General features: G+C 63.0%; 17 protein-coding genes. 8 read left to right on the forward strand and 9 right to left on the reverse strand.

The genetic code is table 11. The features are described from left to right. Positions 1-55: 55 nt before the first annotated feature. Positions 56-643 carry an HAD family hydrolase gene (locus tag KSAC_RS01695; RefSeq protein WP_132303848.1) on the reverse strand — a complete coding sequence of 196 codons (588 nt, stop codon included), beginning with the start codon at positions 641-643 and terminating at the stop codon, positions 56-58. A gap of 273 nt (positions 644-916) precedes the next feature. Between KSAC_RS01695 and KSAC_RS01700 the strand changes: the two genes are divergently transcribed. Together KSAC_RS01700 and KSAC_RS01705 are read left to right on the forward strand one after the other, a co-directional pair. Next, positions 917-2,377 carry an FAD-dependent monooxygenase gene (locus tag KSAC_RS01700; RefSeq protein ID WP_132303850.1) on the forward strand — a complete coding sequence of 487 codons (1,461 nt, stop codon included), beginning with the start codon at positions 917-919 and terminating at the stop codon, positions 2,375-2,377. A gap of 361 nt (positions 2,378-2,738) precedes the next feature. Beyond that, positions 2,739-3,779 (forward strand): NAD-dependent epimerase/dehydratase family protein, encoded by a 1,041-nt coding sequence (locus KSAC_RS01705; protein ID WP_132303852.1) that lies wholly within the window; start codon positions 2,739-2,741, stop codon positions 3,777-3,779. Positions 3,780-3,860: 81 nt separating this feature from the next. On the opposite strand, the gene KSAC_RS01710 is transcribed toward KSAC_RS01705, so the two are convergent. From KSAC_RS01710 to KSAC_RS01720, 3 genes are all read right to left on the reverse strand, one after another. Next, positions 3,861-4,820 carry a DMT family transporter gene (locus KSAC_RS01710; RefSeq protein ID WP_102323833.1) on the reverse strand — a complete coding sequence of 320 codons (960 nt, stop codon included), beginning with the start codon at positions 4,818-4,820 and terminating at the stop codon, positions 3,861-3,863. Positions 4,821-4,908: 88 nt separating this feature from the next. Continuing rightward, complete coding sequence (locus tag KSAC_RS01715; RefSeq protein ID WP_132303854.1) at positions 4,909-5,406, reverse strand: aminoacyl-tRNA deacylase; 498 nt, start codon at positions 5,404-5,406, stop codon at positions 4,909-4,911. 92 nt (positions 5,407-5,498) lie between these two features. Further along, a complete protein-coding gene (locus tag KSAC_RS01720) occupies positions 5,499-6,215 on the reverse strand; it encodes a YoaK family protein (RefSeq protein ID WP_132303856.1) in 717 nt (238 codons plus the stop codon). Positions 6,216-6,414: 199 nt separating this feature from the next. Here KSAC_RS01720 and KSAC_RS17195 point away from each other — a divergent pair, with 199 nt between their 5' ends. The 4 genes from KSAC_RS17195 (at position 6,415) to KSAC_RS01735 (ending at position 9,558) form a co-directional block, all read left to right on the forward strand. Beyond that, the gene (locus KSAC_RS17195; RefSeq protein ID WP_165927269.1) at positions 6,415-6,564 is read left to right on the forward strand and encodes a hypothetical protein; all 150 of its coding nucleotides are present in this window, start codon (positions 6,415-6,417) and stop codon (positions 6,562-6,564) included. Between the two features lie 104 nt (positions 6,565-6,668). Then, positions 6,669-7,643: an isopenicillin N synthase family dioxygenase gene (locus KSAC_RS01725; RefSeq protein WP_118963367.1), complete on the forward strand. Its 975-nt coding sequence runs from the start codon at positions 6,669-6,671 to the stop codon at positions 7,641-7,643. Continuing rightward, positions 7,640-8,407 carry an alpha/beta fold hydrolase gene (locus KSAC_RS01730; protein WP_102323829.1) on the forward strand — a complete coding sequence of 256 codons (768 nt, stop codon included), beginning with the start codon at positions 7,640-7,642 and terminating at the stop codon, positions 8,405-8,407. The genes KSAC_RS01725 and KSAC_RS01730 overlap by 4 nt, the downstream gene beginning before the upstream one ends. Continuing rightward, positions 8,404-9,558 (forward strand): BMP family ABC transporter substrate-binding protein, encoded by a 1,155-nt coding sequence (locus KSAC_RS01735; protein WP_132303858.1) that lies wholly within the window; start codon positions 8,404-8,406, stop codon positions 9,556-9,558. Before KSAC_RS01730 ends, KSAC_RS01735 begins: the two co-directional genes overlap by 4 nt. Before the next feature lie 85 nt (positions 9,559-9,643). On the opposite strand, the gene KSAC_RS01740 is transcribed toward KSAC_RS01735, so the two are convergent. From KSAC_RS01740 to KSAC_RS01760, 5 genes are all read right to left on the reverse strand, one after another. Further along, the gene (locus tag KSAC_RS01740; protein ID WP_102323827.1) at positions 9,644-10,156 is read right to left on the reverse strand and encodes a DUF1543 domain-containing protein; all 513 of its coding nucleotides are present in this window, start codon (positions 10,154-10,156) and stop codon (positions 9,644-9,646) included. Positions 10,157-10,304: 148 nt separating this feature from the next. After that, on the reverse strand, positions 10,305-11,684 hold the full coding sequence (locus KSAC_RS01745) for an amidohydrolase family protein (protein WP_132303860.1): 1,380 nt from the start codon (positions 11,682-11,684) through the stop codon (positions 10,305-10,307). Between the two features lie 405 nt (positions 11,685-12,089). Next, positions 12,090-12,608, reverse strand: a complete 519-nt coding sequence (locus tag KSAC_RS01750) for a cupin domain-containing protein (protein ID WP_132306025.1) — start codon at positions 12,606-12,608, stop codon at positions 12,090-12,092. A 72-nt stretch (positions 12,609-12,680) separates the two neighbouring features. Then, positions 12,681-13,775 (reverse strand): PQQ-dependent sugar dehydrogenase, encoded by a 1,095-nt coding sequence (locus KSAC_RS01755; RefSeq protein ID WP_132306023.1) that lies wholly within the window; start codon positions 13,773-13,775, stop codon positions 12,681-12,683. A gap of 65 nt (positions 13,776-13,840) precedes the next feature. Continuing rightward, positions 13,841-16,381, reverse strand: a complete 2,541-nt coding sequence (locus tag KSAC_RS01760) for an HWE histidine kinase domain-containing protein (RefSeq protein WP_132303862.1) — start codon at positions 16,379-16,381, stop codon at positions 13,841-13,843. Between KSAC_RS01760 and KSAC_RS01765 the strand changes: the two genes are divergently transcribed. Together KSAC_RS01765 and KSAC_RS01770 are read left to right on the forward strand one after the other, a co-directional pair. Continuing rightward, positions 16,360-16,635: a hypothetical protein gene (locus tag KSAC_RS01765; protein ID WP_132303864.1), complete on the forward strand. Its 276-nt coding sequence runs from the start codon at positions 16,360-16,362 to the stop codon at positions 16,633-16,635. The genes KSAC_RS01760 and KSAC_RS01765 overlap by 22 nt on opposite strands. Positions 16,636-17,064: 429 nt before the next feature. Further along, entirely contained in the window at positions 17,065-19,620 is a 2,556-nt protein-coding gene (locus tag KSAC_RS01770; protein ID WP_132303866.1) for an EAL domain-containing protein, read from the forward strand. Positions 19,621-19,657: the final 37 nt, after the last annotated feature.

Below are 19,657 nucleotides of genomic sequence, written 5' to 3' on the forward strand. Positions count from 1 at the left end.
TTGCTGTTCATGGGCAGGGGGGCAGGTCCAAAGGATTAATGGCAATACGTGCCCGTCATGGCGGGGGAATTATCTGTGCAACATCTATACACCGCATCCCTGCGGCATGGGCGGCATCCAGACCGGACTGCGTGTCTTCAAAAACAAAACAGCGTGTCGGCGCTGTATTGAGGAGCTGCGCTGCCTTCAGAAATAGATCCGGCGCAGGCTTGGGGTGAGCAACATCCTCGATCGTGACGATCCTGTCGAAAAGATCGAACAGATGTGTCGCCTTCAGGCAGGCCTCGACAATGGGCCGGGCACCGCCGGATGCGACCGCCAGTTGGCGGGTTCCGTGGTTTGATCGCGCGATCTGGGCCACGGTCGCGATTTCCCTAAGGTCGGCAATGTTGGTGAAAAATTCCCGGCGCATGGCTTCGATGGCTCTGGCGCGGCTGGGGATGTGAACTTTGAAATCCCCTTCAAACGCGTCCATCAGAACATGATCGGACATGCCCGCGCGGGCCATGAACCATTCCCGCGGCATCTGTTTCCCGGTTTCCTGAAACCCTTTGGTCCATGCCAGCGCATAAATGGGCGGTGTATTCAAAAGGGTGCCGTCACAGTCAAAAATCAGCGTATCGATGTCCGAAAGATCAATCATGGCCGTAATCCTGCCCTCAGCGATTGCATGATTTATACGGCGGGATTCATGGGGCCGACATCACGTTCCGGGCATTTCGCGCTGCCTCCGAACCGGCTGTCCCGATTACCGAAGGCACCCCATGCGGGTTCCGGTCATCGAAAAGCCAATCAAGCTGTCAGAAGCCGGTCCATAAGCTTTGGGGCACAGGAAACAGTCCCGACATGTCTGACGTTAACGGGGTGGTGCGTATCCGTATTTTTCGGCTTGCCTCCTCTTTTTCGGATCAAAATCATGTCGGAGCCTGTTCTTGTTACCGGCGCTGGGCCTGTCGGGCTGACCATGGCCATTGCACTGGCCCGGTATGGCGTGCCTGTCCGGGTTATCGACCGGCTGCCGACACGGACCACCCGGTCCCGCGCGCTGGCCATCTGGCCCCGAACCCTCGAACTGCTTGACGCGGCGGGCTGCGCGGATGCTTTCGTGGCTGCGGGACTGCATGCGCACGCTGTCAGCCTGCATACTGGTAATACGACACTCGCCCGGATTCCGTTCGGGACGATTGCCTCATCCTTCAATTACCTGTTGATGATTCCGCAGTCTGAAACCGAGCGGTTGCTGGAAGAACATCTCGGCACTTTTGGCGTCACGGTCGAACGCGCAACGGAACTGACCGATTTCGTGGATCGGGGAGCGCGTGTTACCTGCACGCTTACGCATGCACAGGGCGGGATTGAAGTCCTGGAGGCGGCGTGGCTCATCGGCTGCGACGGGGCGCATTCTTTCGTGCGCGGCAGGCTTGGCCTTGTATTTGAAGGCGACACCCTGCCTACGGGTTTTGTCATCGCGGATGCCCATATAGCTGGGGCTGCGATCCCGCCTGACGAGCCGGCGATTTTCTGGCACCCCGACGGGGCTGTCATGTTCTTTCCGATTTCGCATGACCGTTCCCGTATCATAGCCGATTCAGGTCCGGTTCCGTTGCACAGGCCCGATCTTGAGGAAATACAGGCCATTGTTGACCGGCGGGGACCGGACGGGACCATCCTGTCCGATCCGGTGTGGCTGTCGGATTTCGGGGTTAATGAACGCATGGTCCGGGATTACCGCAGGGGCCGCGTGTTTGTGGCGGGCGACGCAGCCCATGTCCATAGTCCCGCCGGTGGTCAGGGCATGAATACGGGCATGCAGGATGCCTTCAATCTTGGCTGGAAGCTGGCGCTTGTCGAGCAGCGGCTGGCGCGGCGATCCCTGCTGGACAGCTACAGTATCGAACGCAGCGGCGTTGCACGGCAGATCCTGTCGGATTCCGGTCGCATGACCCGTGTTGTTCTGCTCAGAGGTCATCTGGCGCAGAAGATACGCAACTTTATTGTAAAACAGGGTTTCCGCATTCCGGCAATCCGTCGCGGCATGGCCAACAGGTTTGCCGGTATCACGACAGGGTATCCTGACAGCCCCCTCAACGCGGGGTCGTCGCGGGGACTGCATGGCCCCGAACCGGGACAGAGATGGGTTTTCGGACATGACGGCGCGGGGGGCGGTATTCCCCGCTTTGTGCTTGCATCCACGGACAATGCCGGAGCGCGGGCCATGATCGCGCGTCACTCATCCTTGCTGGCTCCCCGTGTGTGTCAGCCACCGGATGAAAACGGTATCTGGCTCATACGTCCCGATGGCTACATCGCGGCGGCCGCCAGAAGCACGAACTGGACGGTAATCGATATGGCCCTGACTGGCATAACCGCCGATTGAGGCAATCTCCCTATGAAGCCGGGCAGAAGCTGTCGCCTCATTTGCGATATTTTATGAGTAATGATTTTTTATAATGTTCTGACGATGCTCTTTGAATACTGTTCCATGCTGGCCCCGGCGCGCGAAGTAATTTCATGGAACAGGTGTTGAACATCGCATATCATGTTTCCGTGCCATGCTTTCTATTTTAGGCGCTATCGGAACAGAAAAGGATTGGGCCGTATTTTTGTGAAACAACGGCGCGTCAAAGGAATTTTGCAAAATCCCGTCTGGTTCATGCGAAAGGTATCCATCACGAAAATGATAGCCCTGCGCGGAATGCCAGCATGTATTATTCCGCCCGTCAGAAGGAGACACGGGCATGGTTTACAAGGCACTGGTGGCAGGGGCTAACGGCATTATCGGCAAGGCCCTGCTTGAAGTCATGGCCACGACACCCGACTGGGAAGGGCGGGGTCTCTCCCGTAGTCATGGGGATGTTCGCGCTGACCTGACCGATGCCGGACAGACGCGAAAGGCGCTGGAGACCGCAGCGGACTGCACGCACCTGTTTTACGCAGCCTACGGCCCCGGTGGCGGACTGGCCGAGGAGGATGCCCGCAATTCGGTCATGCTGCGGAACCTGCTGGACGGGCTGAAGCATGCGGGCGCGTCGCTGAAGCGTGTTGTCCTCTATCAGGGCGCCAAGGTGTATGGCGTGCATCTTGGCCCGGTTGCAACGCCATTTTATGAAGACGAAAACCCGCGGCCGATTGGCCCAAACTTCTATTTCACCCAGCAGCGCGAATTGCAGGCACGCCATGAAGCCGGTGGCCCGGAATGGACAATCCTGCGCCCCGATGTGGTTGTGGGCGACGCTGCTGGCAACGCGATGAATATTGCTACTGTCATAGGGGCCTATGCTGCGATCTGCGCAGCGGATCAGGCGGCATTCCGGTTTCCGGGGTCATATCGGACATATGACGGGTGTCTGGCGCAGGTCACGGATGCCCATGCGCTGGCGCGGGCAAGCCTGTGGGCGGCAACGTCCGATGCGGCGGCTGGTCAGGCGTTCAACTATGTGCATCCGCCTTTCCGGTGGCGTCGCATATGGGAACGTCTGGCCCGGCATTTCGGCTTTGAGGTGGGCGAGCCTATCCCGTTCTCGCTGGCCGGACACATGCCCGCACTGACCCCGATATGGGATCGGATCGGCAGGGATCTGGTGCAGCCCGATTTCGCCCGGGCTGTTGGCTGGGGATTTGGGGATTTCGTGTTCGGAACGGAAGCCGATGTCATATCTGACATGACGAAAATCCGGCTGGCCGGATATACGCAGGATGCCGATCCGCTGGCGGTTCTGATCAGTGCGATTGAACGCCAGCAGCAACAGGGCGTGATCCCGCGCATCGGGGCGGGCTAGCGGCCTCTTTCACCGCTCGCCCCATATCTCTGGCGTAGGGGGGCTACGCCATCGCGGCGATCCCCGGTCGCCCACAGCGTTTCAGCTTTTGTCGTAGCGAACGGATGCCGTGCCCGGACTGCCCGAAACCTGCCTGTCCTGTGCCGCGCGGATGCGGGCCTGCCTGCGGTCCGGGTGGCCCCATGTGTTCATGATGATCACGCCCGTCATCACAACCGCACCACCCAGTAGCGTGCGCAGGCCGGGGATCTCACCGGTCAGGATAAAGGCCAGCACCATCGTCACGGGGGGCAGGGTATACAGCAGCGCCGAACCACGCGCCGCCCCCATATGGCCGATTACGAATGTCCACGCCCCGTACCCCAGCGCGGCAGGAAAAACCGCCAGTTCAACCACCGCCGCCGTGCAGGACCACGGAGCATTCGGCAGGATGGAACATGCCCGGGGCAGCCAGGGCAGCAGCAGTATCGCCCCCGCGATCAGGATGTAGCATATGCCCGGCAGGCCGCCGTAACGCTGGATCACCTGCCGCAGCATGATGATGTAGATGGCCGAACACAGGGCCGCCCCAAGCACGAAGGTTGCCCCCGAACCGAACGCGATGCCACCGGCCTGCCCACCCGCGATCAGGATCACGCCGGAAAAGCTGAGCAGCGATCCAATCCAGCCCCAGCCATTCAGCCGTTCGCCCAGGACCGGCATGGCGATCAGCGCGGTCATCAGTGGCGCGGATGCGATCAGCAGGCTTGCCGCACCGGAGGAAACCGTGACTTCCCCCATGTTGAACAGCACATTGTACAGCGAGATGCCAATCCCCGCGCAGGCCAGAACACGCGGCACGTCACGCAGCGCCGGGGGCGGGATGCGGTTATATGCCAGCCATGCCCCGGCCAGAAGGGCGGCGAGGGCATAACGTATGGCCGCAAGCGGTACCGGCGGCATGTCCCGCAACGCGATCCGCACGACAGGATAGGCACTGGACCAGGACAGGATGGCCGTCGCGGCGGCAAGGGGCAGCACGCGGGTTGCAAGCTTGTTCATGTCGTCCGCATAGCAGGATTCGAAACGGGACGATAATGGATTTGGCGTGTGGGCCACCACGCTGTCACCCCGGCCCCCGTGGCTGGCCTTATGCGGCAGGGGGCGCGGGCGGGGCTGAAATCTCGGCTACCTGCGCATTCACCACCTTTTGCGCGTCCGCCGGGGCGATGCAGACCACCAGTCCCTGATCGCCCGCGTTGATGTAGACCTGCGGCTGCGCCATGGCGTCGGCTGACAGGACGACGGGCATTTGCCGCGCCTGACCGAACGGGCTGGTGCCGCCGGAGCGGAAACCGGTCAGATCCGCTGACTTTTCGGGGTTCATCATCCGCGCGTTACGACCACCAAACAGGGCCGCCACCTTCTTGAAATTCACCTTGTGATCCGCAGGCACCACAAGGCAGACGGGCGTGGTGCGATCGACTTCCACCACCAGAGTCTTGAGCACGCAGGCCGGGTCCACACCGATGGAGGACGCAGCCTGCATGCCGATCAGCCCGCCGCCCGGTGCGTATTCATAATCATGCACCGTGAATGCTACGCCGGTGGTGGACAGGAATTCGGTAGCCGGGGTCTGTTTCATGATGCCTCACGCGCGCTGGACGGGTCGCGGACCATGCCCGCCATTTCTGGCACCAAGGATAAACTGGCACCGCGTGGCATGCAACCGCACGCCCGTCAGCCCCGCCGCAGCGTGCGCACAACCCCGGGCAGCGCCAGCGCAATCAGCATCACGCCCATAAGCGGCAGTACCATCACCCCGCACCAGCGGTAAGACAGCGCGCCCGCAATACCCCCCAGTGCGAAGGACAGCACGATTGCCCCATGCAGCCGCAGCCGTTCGCGCACCCGCATGGCCGTTGCATCCGCCCATGGGGTGCGGCGGTGTTCAAGCCACTGGGCCAGTTCTATGCCCAGATCGGTCAGCATGCCGGTCATATGCGTGGTGCGGACCCGCGCGCCGGAAATATGGGTAACGGTGGCGTTCTGCAGGCCCATCAGAAAACTCAGCCCATAGGCCAGCATCCGTGTGGCCTGCCGCGCGGGCAGAAAATCGGCGGTCGCCCCCAGCGCCACCAGCATCATGCCCTCCAGCACGATGCCGCAGGCATAGACCGCATGCAGGTGATGCCTGCGTCCCGCATTGACCAGCAGCGTGGCGGAAATCCCACCCACGACGAATGCGGCAATCAGGCCAAGGCAGGATAGGACGGACACCGCCCCACCACCCAGAATATCAGCAGCCAGCGCCGACAGGTTGCCGGTCATGTTGGCGGAATAGTACCCCACCACAAGAAAGCCGGTCACGTTGATCGCCCCCGCCATTGCCGCCAGTGTGCAGCCCAGCCGCAGGTCGGTACTGATACTGCGTGATGTCCCTTCGTGAACCAGCATTGTTCCTGTCCGCCCGTGCGGGGTGTCGGCATCCGGCCCGCATGGCCATGCCCTCCCGCCGCCGGTTGCGACGTGGCGGCCCCGATACGGATTGTTATCACATCATGCCACGCGCCCGACCCGCGCACAACCGGGGCAGGGCGCGGGTATGGCGGTGTAACGGATGTGAAATGCCCCTTAACCTGAATGCCCACACGCCATGTTACCGTCGGGCGGCATGGTGCGGGGCAATAATATCGGAATGGACGGAAGGCTGGATTTCCGGCGTTCCAGTCCCGCAACGACCCGGCCTTACCCCACAATGGCGCATGCCACTATTGTCAAAACCGGCAGGCTGGTGGAAAACTGATGATGACCAGCAGGCGGATATGGCCGCTGGACTGTTGACCTGGGGTGCGCGGTCTGTCTGGGGGGCGGATCGTGCGGCCTGCATATCAAACCGGGGGAATAACAATGTCTGAACAGTCATGTGCAGCGGCATGGCAGGGTCTTCCTGTCATATCGGTTGCGGGCCTGCGCGCGGATGATCCCGCCCGGCGGCAGGAAGTGGGTGCAACCTTGCACGAAGCATGCCGCGACATGGGCTTTTTCTACTGTGTCGACCATGGCGTGCCAGCGGACCTGATTGCCGCGGTATTTGAACAGTCGCGCCAGTTCTTCGCGTTGCCGGAAACCAGCAAGGAAGCACTGAACAAGAACCGCTCGACCTGCAATCGCGGGTATGAACCCCTGCGCGACCAGACGCTGGAACCCGGCACGCCGCCGGACCTGAAGGAAGGGTTCTATATCGGACCGGAAAAATCACTTTCCGATCCCGCCGTGGTGGCCGGACGCTTCAATCAGGGACCGAACCAGTGGCCGCAGGACATGCCGCGGTTCCGCGCCGTCATGATGGAATACAGCGCGGCCATGACTGCGCTGGGCGAACAGCTCATGCGCGGGATCGCCCTGTCACTGGGGCTGGCGGAAGATTATTTCGCCACTTTCTGTCATGACCCGCTGACCACGCTGCGCCTGCTGCATTATCCGCCCCAGCCCGCCAAGGCCCCGCCGGGACAGAAGGGGGCAGGTGCCCATACCGATTTCGGCGGGCTGACGCTGCTCCTTCAGGATGACAGCGGCGGGTTGCAGGTGCGCGCGCCGGACGGAAACTGGCTGGACGCCACGCCCATTCCCGGCAGCTTCGTCGTCAACCTGGGCGACATGATCTCGCGCTGGACCAATAACCGCTACCGCTCCACCCTGCACCGCGTCATCAATACATCGGGGCGGGAACGGTATTCGGTGCCCTTCTTCCATACCGGCAATCCCGATCAGGTGGTCGAGTGCCTGCCCGGCTGTCTTGCCCCCGGTGAAAGCCCGCTCTGGCCGCCGGTAACGGTGGAAGACCATCTGCGGACCATGTATGACCGGACTTACGGTCGATGAAGGACATATCCGGCCCGTCCGCCGTCATCCTGATCCATGGCGCATGGCAGGGAAGCTGGGCCTGGCAGCGCTTCATGGATGTATGGGCGACGCGCACCGCCATTCCCGCCCATGCCGTCGATCTGCCCGGTAATGGTGTGGATGGCACGCCCGCGCGGGATGCCACGCTGGCGCGTTACGTGGCGCATGTGGCGGAACTGATGGACACGATCGGCACGCCCGTCCACCTTGTCGCCCATTCGGGGGGCGGGGTTGTCGCCTCCGCCGTGGCGGAACGCTTTCCCGCGCGCGTGCGCTCCATCGCCTATCTTGCGGGCATGATGCTGCCCGATGGCATGGGCTTCGGGCAGGTGGTGGAACAGATGGTGCCGCAATACCCGGCGGCGACCGGCATCAACCCCTACCTGCGCTGGCCCGAACCCGGCATGGTATCCGTTGTCCCGCCTGAGGCGGCCGTGGCCATCTTTCTGCAGGACTGTCCGCCCGATGTCGCCATCGCCGCGTCACGCAGGCTGACACCGCAGGGGCTGGGCGGGCTGGACCTGCGCGCATCCCTTACGGCAGCGCGTTTTGGTACGGTTCCCCGCCTGTATGTCGAGGCAACTGGCGACCGTTCGGTCATCCTGCCCGTGCAGCGCCGGATGCAGGCCCTTGTGCCCGGCGCGCAGGTCATTACCATGGATACGGGACATGCCCCGCAGGTTGCGGACCCTGTGGGCACGGTAGACCATCTCCTTCCCTTTATTGAAAGACACGGCGCATGATCCTGCCGCGCAGGCACCTGCTGGCCACGACCGGGGCTGCCCTTTCCACCGGCCTTGCGCCACGACGGGGCCTTGCCGCCCCATCCGGCCCACAGTCAACGGCGCAGATACTGGCCGATCTTGCCGCCCCCTATGTCAGTATGCCGCCCCTGCCGCCGGTAGCGGAGGAGGACGCCCTGCTGGCCATGGGCTATGTCGGACCGACCAGTGATGGCGGCTGGACCGAAATGCACCATGTCGCCCTGCAGGCGGTGCGCAGGGAATTCCCGCGCCTGCGCACGGTCTATGTGGAAAGCGTGCCCTATTCCGCCGACGCCACCCGCCTTTTGCGTGAATTCGTGGCCGAAGGCGCGCAGATGGTCATGACCGGCGCGGATTATGGCGACTTCCTGACCGATGTTGCCGCCCGCGCGCCCGATACCGCCTTCGTACAGTGCGACGGGCGGGCCGTGAAACGCAACGTATCGTGGTATTATATCGCGCACTGGTATGTCAGCTACGTGATCGGGGTTGCGGCCGGGCTGCTCAGCAAGACGGGCAAGCTGGGCTTTATCGGCGCGTTCCCGCTGCCTTCGGCCTATGCCGGGGCCAATGCGGCGCTGATGGGCGCGCGCACGGTCAACCCGGACGCCACGATGCAGGTCATCACCATCAACGCATGGTTCGACCCGCAGGCCGCCATTCAGGCCGCCAACGCACTGGCGGACAAGGGATGCGACTTCCTGTTCGGCATCATGGATGAGGCAGGCTACCTGCATGTGGCGCAGGAACGGGGCCTGTGGGCCGCGATGTGGAACAAGGACATCCGCCAGTTCGGGCCGGATGCGTATGTGGCCTCCGTCGTGCTGGACTTCGCGCAGTTCTACATAGCGCAGGTCCGTGCGCGCCTTGCGGGCACATGGCGGCCCGTGCCGCAACTGCTGATGATGGGTCAGGGCGTTGACCGCGACCCGTGGGGCAGGCGCGTGCCACAGGATGTGCGTGATAAGGCCGATGCGGTGCGCAGCCGTATCATGAACGGCTGGTCCCCCTTCGTCGGTCCCCTGCGTGACCAGCACGGCACGCTGCGCCTTGCGCAAGGGGAGGTCATGAACGACCTCGAACTCTATCACTGGAACTGGGCGGTGGACGGCGTAAGCGGTCTGCCATAACGCCCGCTGCCGTATGCGGGACCGCCGGTTGTGGCGGCCCGCATGGTCCGGGCGTAAGCTTGCGACCGGGTTTATCCGTAGCGGGTCAGACCCATATCACGCCCTGAAATATCGCCCTGACCGGCTGGCCGGACGGATTGGGGTTCAGGTGGACGTACTGGCCCTCAAGCGCGTCGATCAGCACGCAGTCATCCACTTCCATCAGATTGTCCTTGTGCTGGTGTTCGTAATCGACCAGCAGCGTGTTCCTGGCCTTGCGTTTGGCGTCTTCCTCATTTTCCGCGACGAAGAAGGCGAACTGGTGATCCTCGCGCAGCCTGCCGGGCAGATAGCCGCCCATGTTTACAAAGAACAGCCTGCTGGAACCCGCAGGCTTCTCGGGGGAGAGGGTCACGTCATGGCCGTCGGCCCAGTCCACGATGCCGTATGCGTCGATATGCAGGCCCTTGCGCGTGCCGTACCATTTTTCGGCCATGATGGGGTAGGCGTCTTCCGGCTTTCTTACGGCGGCGAACTGTACGTCATGCACTTCAATATTCGCGCCCGGCGCCGACCCGCCAAGGTAGAACACGAACAGTTTCGTTTTTTCCCCGTCCATCCGATTGATGCCTTTCGTCGTGCCCCGGTCATCCGGTTGGCATGATTTCCCGTTTTTACGAAATTGTTTCGATATGATTACATGATGCAAGCGACGGCACAATGGCCGTACCGCCGCGTGGCGCCATCATATTGGCCCGATAGCCCGGTCAGTCCGGGGCTGCGTCAGTTCCATGAACCTGCCGTCCCGCGACCCATACGGTGCGGATATTGGGGCGGCCCATGTTGCACAGGATCTGCTGGGCCACATCCTCCGCCGCGCTATCCTCGCCATGGATGGGGGGCAGGATGTTGCTGCCCGGTGCCGTGCGGTCGATTTCGATGGCGTCGAATGTCATGCCGACCTCAAGCTGGCCTGCGGCAATCCCCAGTGCTTGCGCACCCCCGCGCGTGGCCAGCCACAGCCCTTCGGCAAAGCTGATGCGGGAACCGGGCCGCCCCCGTTGTGCCTGCGGGCGTGCGGGATCGTTACCCGTATCCAGCATGCGGGCCGCAGTGACCGCCATGGCGGCATTGACGGCTACGGAAGGCGAGTAACCGCCGGAAATATCCGTGCCCAGGCCCACATGCACGCCTGCCTGCCATGCCATGCGAAGCGGCAGCACCCCGCCTGCGAAATAGGCATTGGATAGCGGGCAGTGCGCGATGGCCGCCCCGCGCGCCTGCACCAGCGCCATGTCATCCTCGGTCATGAAACACGAATGGGCCAGCACCGTGCCCCGGCGCAGCAGCCCGAAACGGTCCAGCGCAACGGTATCGTTTACTCCCGTGCGCTGGCGCACGTAATCATGCTCCCAGTCGCTTTCCGAACAGTGGGTCTGGATCAGGCAGTCTTCTTCCGCCGCCATGACGCCCAGACCATGCAGCAGCCCGTCCGTGCAGGCGGGAATGAAGCGTGGCGTGACCATGGGGCGCACCAGTCCGCTTTCATTGCCCGGCAGCGCACGCACGGCGTGGATGAAGTGCCGGGTGGCGGCAAGGGCCTGTTCCACGTTGGTATTGCGGTAGCCTTCGGGGCACAGTTCGGGATCGTCCATCGCCACCAGCCCCACATAGGCGCGCAGGCCATGGCGCAGGCAGATGCGTGCAAGCAGCAGGCTGCTTTCTTCATGAATGGTGGCGAAAAAGACCGCCGTGGTTGTGCCGTTGGCCAGCAGGGTGGTGACCATTTCCTCATAGACCGGGCCGGCGAAGTCCGGGTCGGCAAAGCGGGCTTCAAGGGGGAAGGTGCGCTGTTCCAGCCAGTCACGCAGCGGCAGGTCCAGCGCGCGGCCCATCTGCGGCCATTGCGGGGCATGGACGTGCAGGTCGGCAAAACCGGGCATGAGCAGTTGCCCCGGCCCGAGCGTGCGCACCGGTATGCCGCTGCGCGCGGCGTGGGCCAGCAGGTCGGCGGCGGCGGGGGTATCATGTGCATGACGGGCGGCAATGCGGCCATCCGCGGCCACATGCACCACATCGCGGCCCATGCCGACCCGTGTTGCGCTGACCGGCGTAAGAACCGTGCCCTGTATGATGAATTCACCCATTCCCGCACCTCTGCTTTCCTGTATCGCGGGCCGCTCCCGTCCGGGGCCGCCCGCATATGTTTTACAGGTCGTAACAGTATGCCGCGATGGCGGCCGTGCATATGGCCCTGTCAGGGGTAGGGTGCAGAAATCCACACCCATGCGAAAGATCATTGAATTTACAACAGAAATTCAATTCCTAAGGTTTTTTCCACAGGGTTATCTTTCCGACTATCCCCGGAATCTGTGGATAAGAATATGACCGATGGTCACGACTTTTGCGCTATCCGCTGATAACTGTAGTGGAAGGAAAGGTAAGGTTCGTAATCGTAACGAATTGCGATGCAGGTCTGTCCCTGATTGTCCCGTGTGCTCCGTAATCTGGCTCTTTTCTGCCTCCTCCAACCAACCGGATGGGGCTAAGCGTTAGCGATAACGGCAGGGCTGGTTGATGACCGGGGCGCTGGCGGTCTGGATGACCATAAGGGTAACGGGTCCATCGCCGATATTGCCTGCATCATGGCCCTTGCGGCCACGGTAGGGGCCGGTTTCCATCGGGCGGACGTTCTGGTCTTCTCCGAACAGGATATCGCCGGGGCCCATCTCTACGCGCGTGCCGTCCATGGCGCGCACATACCAGCTTCCCTGCAGCGGGATGATCCATTGCGGCCTGGGGTCCGGGTGCCACGCGCCATCCCAGTGGGCGGGCTGGACCGTCATCATGATGGTGGCTACCTGCGGCATCATCGGGTCCTGCCATTGTGGTCCGGCAGGTGGGGACATGCTCTTGAGGAAGAAATTGCTGACCGGGCAGGTGGCGATGTGGCTTATGCCTTTGTCATCGGTCCATAAATGTCGATAGATGCGCTGCGGTGGCTGCCCGGTCTGGCTGGCGGGGGCAGGGGGCCGCGTCGCATTGGCGGGCAGGGTGGATATGGCCAGCATGCAGGCGGCGATCAGGGTGGTGCCACGGATCAAGATGGTCCCTCCTTTATGGGTATGACGGGAACGGGCGGATTACTGCGTGGCGGGGGGCGGGCCATAGGTCAGGCGATAGATCGCGCCTGACAGGTCATCGCTTATCAGCACGCTGCCATCGGGCATGGGCTGCACGTCCACGGGCCTGCCCCATGCCTGCTGCCCCTGCCGGAAGCCACTGACCAGCACGGCGGGCGGCTGGGGCCGGTTATCGGGGCCGAAGCCCACGCTTACGACCTGATACCCCGCAAGCGTGCTGCGGTTCCATGATCCGTGTTCGGCAACCAGCAGGCTGTTGTGATAGGCGGCGGGAAACTGGCTGCCTTCATAAAACCGCAGGCCAAGTGCTGCCACGTGCGCACCCAGCAGCAGGGCGGGCGGGGTGAATTCGCCGCATGCATGCTGGCTACCGAACTCCGGATCGGGCACGTTGCCCTGATGGCAGTAGGGATAACCGAAGGACTGTCCCGGCCGGTCCAGCCGGTTCAGTTCGTCCGATGGCATGTCATCGCCCATGTTGTCGCGCCCGTTATCGGTAAACCACAGCGTGCCGGTGCCCGGCTGCCATGTGAAGCCGACCGTGTTGCGGATGCCGAAGGCCACGTCGCGGCGGTCCCCGCCATCGGGGGTCATGCTGATGATACGGCCGAAATCATGTCCCACGTCGCATATGTTGCACGGCGCGCCGATGGGGACGTACAGCCGGTTATCCGGGCCGAAAGCAATGAATTTCCATGAATGGTCGCCCGCGCGGTAGGGCAGGTCGTCGGCTACGATCTGTGGTACGGGCGGCGTGTCGAGATGGTTTTCGATATCGCGCAGCACCACGATGCGCCGCATGTCGGACACGTAAAGATCCCCATCATGGAACGCCACCCCCACCGGCAGGTCCAGCCCGCGGGCGATGGTGCGCACCCTGACTCGCCCCGGACCGTCAAGCCCGCTCAGCGCGTAGACCCGTCCCGCCCCCATGCTGCCCACGAACAGCATGCCCCGTGCGCCGCGCGTCATTTCCCGCGCGCCGGGCACCTGATCCGATACAAGGCTTATATGAAATCCCGCAGGTACCCGCAGCCGGTCCGCATGCACTGCCGCGCGCGCGGCGGAGGAGGACATGACGCCCAGCGCCAGCATGGCCAGACCGACATGGGTAACGGGGAAACGGGGCAAGGCGGGCACTTCCTTTCCAGCGTCGGGCGTCAGGATATGATCTGGCGGATTTTTTCAGCCAGCGCCGTGGCGGAATAGGGTTTGCGCTCCACCGGCACATCATGCAGTTCGCTGGGGATGAGGGTGCCGTCGGCATAGCCGGTGGCGAAAATGAACGGCACGCCGCGTTCACGCAGGGCACGCGCCACCGCGATCGAACTTTCACCACCCAGATTGACATCCAGTATCGCCACATCGGGCACGCGCTCGCTTATCGCGTTCAGCGCCTCGTAAACCGAGGCCACGGTCCGCACCTGCCCGATCCGGGTGTCCTCGATCGCCTGTTCCGCCTCCATCGCGATCAGGAACTGATCCTCGACCAGCAGAATATCCGCATCCAGCACTTTCTTCTCCTTTCCGGTGGCGGGGGATTGGGGTGGGGGCGACGGGTCCGCGTCATCGGCGGCGTCCGGGGCAGGATTGACGTGGCGGGCAGGCAGGTTGAGCGTTACCCGCAACCCGTCGGGCCTGCAGTCGGCATGGGCGCTGCCGCCCAGTTCATGCGGGAACCCGCGTTCGATCAGCACGGAGCCAAAACCCCGCCGCGTGGGGGGCAGGACCGCATTGCCTACGGTCTCGCGCCATGTGATACGCCATTCATCCACCTTCGCATCATATGTCCAGCTTATGTCCAGCCGCCCGCAGGCCTGCCCCAGCGCACCGTATTTGACCGCGTTGGTGGCCAGTTCATGGATCACCAGCGCCAGCACGGACAGCGCCTGGCCCGTCAGCCATATGCGCGGGCCGGAGCATGTAATGAACGAACGTTCCCGGTACGGTGCAAGTTCCGCATCCAGTAGTGCGTAAAGCAGGCCGCCGCCTTCGCTGCGCACCGCCTGATCGTGCGCCAGCGCCAGTGCGCGGATGCGCCCGCGCAGGCGCTGGACATGTTCGGGGGCCGTATCTTCGGGTGCGACGGGCTGGCTGACCAGTGACTGCACGACGGACAGGATGTTCTTGACCCGGTGGTTCAGTTCCTCGTTCAGCATGCGCTGCCGCTGGTCCGCCGCCGCGCGTTCACGCAACTGCAACTGGTGGTATGCGCCCATCACCTCGATCAGGGCGGAGCGCACCAGTGTCGCGGCTTCCACTTCATCCGCCGTCCATGGCAGGCATTCCTGCGTGACCTGCTGGGTCCATATCTCGAAACTGTTGCGCGGGCCGAAATAGCCGTCCTGCACGTCAACGGGATCGTGCGGGTCCGGTGGCGTATCGGGGGAGGCGCCCCATTTCAGGGTCCGCACCACCTCGCGGCGGAAAACCAGCAGGTAGTCCCCGACGCGCGAAGAAATCGGGACGATCATCACCCCCGCCGCATCGGCTACATAATGCACCGCGTCCGGTATGAAGGTGCTCAGGCGGTTCGTGTGCCATATCTGCGTCCCCGCCTGTTCGCGCGCCAGTTCCAGCAGGGCGTCCATGGCGTCCGGCGGGGGATGCGCGCCGTTATAGGTCCACCGTCCGCCCACCCACAGCGCCGCGCCATCGCACTGCACGAAGGTCAGCATCTCCTTCAGGTGGGCCATGAGATAGGCCGGCATGTCCGAGACCGGGGCCGCCCCCTTGAGGAAGGTTTCGATCAGCGCATGGGTCTGGTGCGTCATGACCAGCCGCTTGGTGCGCAGCAGGTTGGTGATCTGTAGCGACAGGAATTCCCCGAACATGCGGGCCACGACGCGCTCGCTCATGTTCAGCGTGCGCGCGCTGTAATGGTGGCACACGATCATGCCCCACAGCCGCCCGTCCACCATCAGCGATACCGACAGTGATGCGACGACCCCCAGCCCGCGCAGGTAGTCGCGGTGGGTGGGCACCGCCGCGCGCAGGTGGGTATGCAGCAGGTCCGCCGGCGGCAGGTGGGCAGGCGAGATGACAGGCACCGGTTTGGCCGCAAGATCACTGACCGCGCGGATCAGGTTGGTGCTGTACAGCCTGCGGGCCGGGGCAGGGATGTCGCTGGCGGGAAAATGCTGGCCGAGGAAGCTTTCAAGGTCGGGACCGTGATGTTCGGCTTCCACCTTGCCTGACCCGTCCTCGGCGAAGTGATAGAGCATGACCCGGTCGAAGCGCAGCACCCCGGCCATCAGGCGGACAACAGTGCGGTAAAGACGCTCGAATTCCGTAATCTCGCGGATGCGGTCGATCATGGTGCGCAGCAGCGACAGATAGGCCCCGTCCAGCCCCATGCGGGCGGGCGGTTCCCATTCCAGCATGATTTCGTCGCCCGCCGTATGGATCGCGACATCATAAAGGCCGCCAGATGGCAGCTCCTGACCGAATACAAGGGCAGGGCGGCGATGGGCTTCGCCATGGGTGGCCAGCGCGTTGCGGATGCTATGGGTTGCCTCGCGCCCGATCACGTCGCGCAGGCCCATTCCGTAAGCCAGTTTCACGTTACCCAGATGTTCCGGCGCGTTGGCCGACCACCGCGTGATGCGCTCCAGCCGCGCATCGCATACCAGCAGCCATCCATGGGGCTGGATGCATTCCGCCCCGACGGACAGGCTGCATGTCCCGTCATGTCCCGCCATTATGCGCCCCATCCACCCCACCGGAAACCGATCCGCGCCACGGTATGCCCGTATGGGACGTGTCCGTGCAATATGCCCCCGCCTGTGCCATTGCGGCTCCTGCCTGTGGGATGATCGTGCGCGGCGATCCGGGCTGTTCCGCCCCGCCGCTGGCGCCCGCCCTGATTGCGCCCCTGCAGTCCGTACGCCATGTCGCGCCCGTTACCATACAGTCATCGCGACGGCTGCGCCCGATCACATTTGTGTGGTGGTAAAGACATGGTGCAACCCTTCCTCATAACCATGCAGATGATGCGTTATGACCACCCTTATCCATACATTTCCGGTATAGATAAAGTCATCCGTGGCACTGGCATGCCGTGCCCGCGCATCCTGCCCGGCAATGCGGCGGGGCGTGCGGGTATTGCCAGCGGAGGAGTGGTATCGGGGCGCATATCCTTCCATAGCGCGTGTCAATGCCCGGTAAACGGGGCCATAAGGCATGGCCCGCCTGCAGGAGACAGGTATTACCCTGGCGGTAATTTTGGCCATATACTTTCGATATATGCTTTGTTAATACGACCATGCGCATTAAGGCGCGTACTGGCTGGTCACGCGATATGGTTATCGAAATATTTCAGTATATGTCACATTTCCGTCTCCTCATCCCGCGCGTTGCCGATTAGCAGGAGCCCAGCAGCAAGATGCCCCGAGACGTGATAGACAACACGCCGATTACTGTCCTGCCCGCGCTGGAACAGAGCATTCTCGCCGTCGTGCTGATTGATGAGAAAAACGACATCACCTTCTTCAACAGCGCCGCGGAAAAACTGTGGCGCTGCGCGCGTGAAGACGTGATGGGGCGTAATGTGAGTGTCCTCGTGCCCCGCGCGCTGCGCAGCACGCATGATGACCTGATCCGCCAGAACCGCGATGGCGGGGTCAACCGCATCGTCGGCACCAGCCGCGATGTGGAAGTCGAACGTTTTGACGGCACCACCTTCTGGGCCAACCTGTCGCTGTCGCGCATCGCGGTGGGGGGCAAGGTCGGGTACATGGCGCTGATCCGCGACATATCGCGTGAAGTCGCCGACCGCGAAAAAATCCGCATGCTGTCGCTGGTGGTGCGCGAGACCGACCGTGGCGTCGCCATCCTCGATCCTTCCTTCCGCATCATCTACGTCAACCGCGCCTTCAGCGACCTGTTCGGTTTCACCTTTGAGCAGGTGGTGGGGCAGGGACTGTCCGCCCTGCTGACGGGCGACGCGGCAGATATCGGCATCCTGAACGCCCTGCATGAAAGTGCCCGCAACGCCCGGGGCTTCACGGTTGAAATCCGCGCCCGCCACGCCAGCGGGCGCGATATCTGGGTATCCGCCACCATGAATCCCGTATTCGATGCCGATGGCGGGATCGAGAACATCGTGGTGGTGCTGACCGATATTACCGAACAGTATTTCCTCGACAGCCTTCAGCGCGACACGCTGGAAGCGATTTCAAGCGACCTTGGCCTCAACGAGGTCATGGATTTCATCTGCCGCCGTATCGAACAGCATATCCCCGACGTGATGGTGGCCATCTACCTGATCGGTTCGGATGACCGGCTGAAATGCGTGGGCCGCGCCAGCCTGCCGTCCGAACTGGTCGAACTGTATGACGCGCAGCCCATCGGGCCGGACGCCCCGTGTTCCGGCGTGGCCGCCATTACCGGCACGGTGGCGCAGTCCCCCGCCATCGCAACCGACCCGCGCTGGCGGAACATGCGCGATGCCACGCTGCGCCACGGCATCCATACCGCCGTCGCCACCCCCATCATCCTGCGCAACAGCCGCGTGGCCGGGGTCTTCACCTGCTATTCCCGCACCGCCAGCCTGCCCGGTCCCGCCTGCCAGAAGGCGGTGAACGCCAGCCTGCACCTGTGCACCGTGGCCATAGAACGGCACGAGGCGAAGGAACATATCAGCCGCCTGTCGGATTTCGACATGCTGACCGGCCTGCCCAACAGCCGCTGGCTGCGTCAGAACATGGCCCGCCTGCTGCGCCGCCCCGGCCGCGGCAACCTGATGCTGGTTACGGTGGGCATGGACAATTTCAAGCACATCAACGACCTGTTCGGCCATACGGCAGGTGACGAACTGATCGCGCGGGTCAGCAACCAGTTGCGGGAGATCATAAGTCTGGATGATACGCTGGTGCGCAGCGGGGGCGAGCAGTTTACCATCGTGACGGCGGGGGAGCAGCAGCATGCCTCTACCCTGAGCGCCACGATCCTGCATCAGCTTGAAGCCCCGGCGCAGATTGGCGATGTCCGCATTGGCCTGTCCGCCAGCCTTGGCGTGGCCGTTTACCCCGAAAACGGGGAAGATGGCGGCACGCTGCTCAAGAATGCCGAAAGCGCCATGTTCCAGGCCAAGGCCAGCGGGGGCGGGCGGTGCTGTTTCTTCAGCCAGAGCATGAACCAGCAGGCCAGCGACCGGCTGATCCTAGCCGCCGCCCTGCGTGACGCCATTGCCAATAACGACCTGCGCCTGTTCTATCAGCCGCAGGTCCATGCCCGCAGCGGCAGGCTGTACGGGGTGGAGGCGCTGTCGCGCTGGACCGATCCGAAACTTGGCTTTGTCTCGCCCGAACGGTTCATTACCGTGGCGGAGGAAACCGGCCAGATCGAGGCTATCGGCAAATGGTCGCTGCGTGTGGCGTGCGAGCAGATGGCCGAGTGGATACGCGATGGCGTGGATGTGCCGATTGTATCGGTCAACCTGTCGGCGCTGCATTTCCGTGATGAAACGCTGCCCGATTTCGTGCGTGACCTGCTGCGCGAGACCGGGATTCCGCCCAACCGGCTGACAATCGAAATTACCGAAACCACCATGATCGACAGTTACGAGCGGACCATCCACATGGTTCAGACGCTGCGTGAAATGGGTGTTGGCATGTCGATGGACGATTTCGGCACCGGTTTTTCCAGCCTGTCCAACCTTGCGGGCCTGCCGGTGAACGAAATGAAGATCGACCGCAGCTTCATGGTAGGTCTGGAAAGCATCGAGAAGGTGCGCGCGGTGGTGATGGCGTCGGTACGCATTGGCCAGAGCCTTGGCATGACCGTGGTGGCCGAAGGTGTCGAGCATGAGCAGCAGCGCCGCCTGCTGGCGGAAATGGACTGCGACGTGCTTCAGGGATACATGTTCTCCAAACCGTTGCCTGCGAACCAGTTCAGGGACTGGTTTGCAGCCTACCGGCCGGAAGAACTGGGCCTGTAACCACCATGCGCCCCGTCACGGTATGACGTGACAGGCG

It is taken from the genome of Komagataeibacter saccharivorans (assembly GCF_004348195.1).
In the GTDB taxonomy this organism is placed as follows: Bacteria; Pseudomonadota; Alphaproteobacteria; order Acetobacterales; family Acetobacteraceae; genus Komagataeibacter; species Komagataeibacter saccharivorans.

Coding starts and splice junctions, on each gene's coding strand:
- KSAC_RS01725 (WP_118963367.1), top strand. CDS start 6,669: ATGTCTGAACAGTCATGTGCAGCGGCATGGCAGGGTCTTCCTGTCATA.
- KSAC_RS01730 (WP_102323829.1), top strand. CDS start 7,640: ATGAAGGACATATCCGGCCCGTCCGCCGTCATCCTGATCCATGGCGCA.
- KSAC_RS01745 (WP_132303860.1), bottom strand. CDS start 11,684: ATGGGTGAATTCATCATACAGGGCACGGTTCTTACGCCGGTCAGCGCA.
- KSAC_RS01710 (WP_102323833.1), bottom strand. CDS start 4,820: ATGAACAAGCTTGCAACCCGCGTGCTGCCCCTTGCCGCCGCGACGGCC.
- KSAC_RS01705 (WP_132303852.1), top strand. CDS start 2,739: ATGGTTTACAAGGCACTGGTGGCAGGGGCTAACGGCATTATCGGCAAG.
- KSAC_RS01755 (WP_132306023.1), bottom strand. CDS start 13,775: ATGCTGGCGCTGGGCGTCATGTCCTCCTCCGCCGCGCGCGCGGCAGTG.
- KSAC_RS01695 (WP_132303848.1), bottom strand. CDS start 643: ATGATTGATCTTTCGGACATCGATACGCTGATTTTTGACTGTGACGGC.
- KSAC_RS01740 (WP_102323827.1), bottom strand. CDS start 10,156: ATGGACGGGGAAAAAACGAAACTGTTCGTGTTCTACCTTGGCGGGTCG.
- KSAC_RS01770 (WP_132303866.1), top strand. CDS start 17,065: ATGCCCCGAGACGTGATAGACAACACGCCGATTACTGTCCTGCCCGCG.
- KSAC_RS01700 (WP_132303850.1), top strand. CDS start 917: ATGTCGGAGCCTGTTCTTGTTACCGGCGCTGGGCCTGTCGGGCTGACC.
- KSAC_RS01720 (WP_132303856.1), bottom strand. CDS start 6,215: ATGCTGGTTCACGAAGGGACATCACGCAGTATCAGTACCGACCTGCGG.
- KSAC_RS01750 (WP_132306025.1), bottom strand. CDS start 12,608: ATGCTGGCCATATCCACCCTGCCCGCCAATGCGACGCGGCCCCCTGCC.
- KSAC_RS01735 (WP_132303858.1), top strand. CDS start 8,404: ATGATCCTGCCGCGCAGGCACCTGCTGGCCACGACCGGGGCTGCCCTT.
- KSAC_RS01765 (WP_132303864.1), top strand. CDS start 16,360: ATGTCCCGTCATGTCCCGCCATTATGCGCCCCATCCACCCCACCGGAA.
- KSAC_RS01760 (WP_132303862.1), bottom strand. CDS start 16,381: ATGGCGGGACATGACGGGACATGCAGCCTGTCCGTCGGGGCGGAATGC.
- KSAC_RS17195 (WP_165927269.1), top strand. CDS start 6,415: ATGTTACCGTCGGGCGGCATGGTGCGGGGCAATAATATCGGAATGGAC.